Source organism: Pseudomonas sp. CM25, assembly GCF_013179705.1.
Lineage (GTDB): Bacteria > Pseudomonadota > Gammaproteobacteria > Pseudomonadales > Pseudomonadaceae > Aquipseudomonas.
The window spans coordinates 1-3,475 of sequence record NZ_JABMCW010000462.1 but is presented as its reverse complement, the minus strand read 5'-3'; the positions used below and the strand labels follow the sequence as shown (position 1 = coordinate 3,475).

Below are 3,475 nucleotides of genomic sequence, written 5' to 3'. Positions count from 1 at the left end.
CCTGCAGGTCCAGGCGCAGGCCCTCCATTTTTACCAGTTGCCGATGCAGCCGGTCGATTTCCAGCTCCTCTCTGAGCACTTCATCGCTAGCCTGGCCCAGTAGCAGGTTCCCCGCATCGTGCTTGCGGAACACCTCATAGAACAACCCGCTGGAGGCCTGGATCTGCCGTGTACTCTTCTGCGCCGCCGGGTAACCACCAAACACCAGCCCGGCAATCTGGGCGATTTCGCGAAAGCGCCGCAGCGCCATTTCGCCTGCATTCAGGCTGGCCAGCACATCCTCCAGCAGATGATCGGTACCGAGCGCCCGAGGCAAATGCGTCGCCCAGTCCACGTTGCCCGGGCTGAGCAGTTCGAAACCATAGTCGTTGACGGCAATCGATACCGACAGCGGCTGGTCCCGGCTGACCCGCCAGGCAATCAGGTTGGCCAGGCCCAGGTTGGCCATGCGCCCGGCGAACGGGTACAGGAACAGGTGCCAGCCCTGGCGTGACTTGAAGGTTTCTGCCAGCAGCGTGCGGGTGGTGGGCAGCGCCGACCATTGCGCCTGCAGTTCCAGCAACGGGCGCACCGACCGCATTTCGGGCCCTTCGAAATGCTGATGAGCGGCAGCGTCGAGCTGTTCGACCAGCGCATCGGCCAGTTCGCTGGAAAGCGGCATGCGCCCGCCGTTCCAGCGCGCCAGCGCAGCCTTGCGCGCGGTGCTGCGGCGCACATAGGCGGTCATGTTTTCGACGCGGACCAGCTCCAGCACCCGCCCGGCAAAGACCAGGGTATCGCCCGGCCGCAGGCGAGCGATGAAGGCTTCTTCGACACTGCCCAATGTCTTGCCGCCACCGCCTTTGCTCCAGTATTTCAGTTGCAGGTTGGCGTCGCTGACGATGGTGCCGATGCTCATGCGGTGGCGTCGCGCCAGGCGTTCGCTGGCAACCCGATAAACCCCGTCGGCGTCGCGCTCGACGCGCTGGTAGTCCGGGTAGGCGGTGAGCGAGCTACCGCCGTGGCAGACAAAGTCCAGTGCCCACTGCCACTGGCTGTCGCGCAGTTCGTCAAAGGCCCAGGTGCTGCGTACTTCGGCCAGCAACTGGTCGGCGCGAAAGCCGCTGCCCAAGGCCATGCTGACCAGGTGCTGCACCAGCACGTCCATGCACAGCCGCGGCGAGAAGCGCGCCTCGATATGCCCCGCGGCCAATGCCTGGCGGGCCGCCGCAGCTTCCACCAGTTCCAGGCTATGGGTGGGCACCAGGGTCAGTCGCGAGCGCCGTCCGGGGGCATGACCAGAGCGCCCGGCGCGCTGCATCAGGCGGGCGATACCCTTGGCGGAGCCGATTTGCAGCACGCGTTCCACCGGCAGAAAATCTACCCCCAGGTCCAGGCTGGAGGTGCAGACCACCGCCTTGAGGGCGCCTTGCTTGAGGCTGCGCTCGACCCAGTCACGGGTATCGCGGGCCAGCGAGGCATGGTGCAGGGCAATCAGGCCGGCCCAGTCCGGGCGTGCGTCCAGCAGGGCCTGGTACCAGAGTTCGGCCTGGGCGCGGGTATTGGTAAAGACCAGGCAGCTGGCACTGGCATCGATCTCCCGGCTGACCTGGTCGAGCATTTTCAGGCCCATGTGCCCGGCCCAGGGGAAGCGCTCGATCGCCGCTGGCAGCAGGGTATCGACCTGCAGGGCCTTGTCCTGCCTGCCCTGCACCAGCAAGCCGCCTTGGGGCAGCAGAACGTCCAGGGCGTGCTGCAGGTTACCCAGCGTGGCAGACAGGCCCCAGGTGGGTAAGCCAGGGTGCCAGCGACGCAGCCTGGCCAACGCCAGTTGCAGTTGCACCCCACGTTTGTTGCCCAACAGTTCGTGCCATTCGTCCACGACCACCAGGCGCACGCTGGCGAAGTCTTCGCTGGCCTGTGCCCGGGTCAGCAGCAAGGTCAGGCTCTCGGGAGTTGTCACCAGCACGCTGGGCAGGCGACGCGCTTGGCGGGCACGTTCGGCGCTGCCGGTATCGCCGCTGCGCACGCCCACGCTCCACGGCAAACCCAGTTCATCCAGGGGTGCCTGCAGTGCCCGGGCGGTGTCTGCGGCAAGGGCGCGCATGGGCGTCACCCACACCACCTGCAAGGGCGCCGGCTGACGGCCTTGAGGCTGGGCCTTGAATGCACGCAGTGCGGCGAGCCAGACCGCGTAGGTCTTGCCCGCGCCGGTACTGGCATGCAGCAGGCCGGACTCACCCCGCTCGACAGCCGCCCAGACCCGCCGCTGGAAAGCGAACGGCGTCCAGCCGCGTTGGGCGAACCAGGCATCGGCAAGGTTGGTAGCGGCGGGCATGGGGCTGGTGGTCCTTCGAAGGCTGTGCTTCTACAGACCGCCCGCCAGGTGCAATGGTTTTACCGGATCAGTTGGCCAGCAGGTAGCCGCTGCGGCATACCTGTTGGCCAGCCACATGGGCGACGACCATGCCCGCAGTGGCCATGCGCCTTACGCTGCGTGCATACAACAGGCCCGGTTGACTGTTGCGTATGGCGGTCACCCGGTCGCTGAGCGGGTCGATCACCTCGGCGATCAACTGCCCGGCCTCAAGGTGCTGCCCGGGTTTGGCGTGATACACCAGCAAGCCGCCCAGCGGCGTTGCCACAGGTTCAACCGCAGCCAGCGGCGTGGCGGGGTTGAGCAAGGCGGGCAGGGCAGCGCTGGCACCCTCGATGACCCCGGCATGCGTCAGGAAATCCAGGATCGCCTGGCTGTCCTTGCTGGCTAGCGCGTGGCTGACGTCCGCCTGGCCACGCAGCTCGACGGTGACCGAGCAGCAACCCTGCGGGATCGGATAGCGCTTGCCGAAACGTTGTTGCAACTGCCACCAGACCAGGCTGAAGCATTCATCGAACGACTGCCCGCCCGAGTCGGTCGCCAGCAGGCTGGCCCGGGCGCCCAGGTAGCGGGCCAGTGGCTCGATCTGCGGCCAGGCTTCGGGCGTGGTGTACAGGTGCTCCACGGCCTCGAAGTCACAGTGCAGGTCCAGCACCAGGTCGGCATCGCAGGCCAGCCGCTGCAGGATCAGGCGCTGCGCCTGCAGCGGCGTGCGCGCGGGATGTGCATCAAGCCCCCGGCGCAGGTATTCACGGATCAGTGCGGTGTTGTGTACCGGGTCCAGGGTCAGGTGTTCTTCGACCTGGTCGCCGATGCTGTCCGACAGGTCGACGAAGTTGCGGTTGAAGTTCTCCCCACTCTGCAATTCGAAACGCCCCAGTGGCGCATCCAGCAGCACCTGCTCCAGGCCGACAGGGTTGGCCACCGGCACCAGAATGATCTCGCGCCGCAGGCGGCCTTGCTGTTCCAGCTCTACCAAGCGCCGCTTGAGGTGCCAGGCCACCAACATGCCGGGCAGCTCGTCGGCATGCAGCGAGGCCTGGATATAGACCTTGCCGCCCCCGCGGGGGCCGAAGTGGAAACTGTGCAATTGGCGGGTAATGCCCGGAACGGGTGAGA

The 3,475-nt window shown here is 66.6% G+C and carries 2 protein-coding genes; both read right to left on the bottom strand.

Annotated elements, in window-relative coordinates; translation table 11 throughout:
- Positions 1–2,317: ligase-associated DNA damage response DEXH box helicase (locus HP546_RS27840; RefSeq protein WP_172232321.1), on the bottom strand; the 2,317-nt coding region annotated here is incomplete at its 3' end.
- A 67-nt stretch (positions 2,318–2,384) separates the two neighbouring features.
- Positions 2,385–3,475, bottom strand: a 1,091-nt coding sequence (locus HP546_RS27835; RefSeq protein ID WP_172232318.1) for a succinylglutamate desuccinylase/aspartoacylase family protein, incomplete at its 5' end; no start/stop codon positions are given.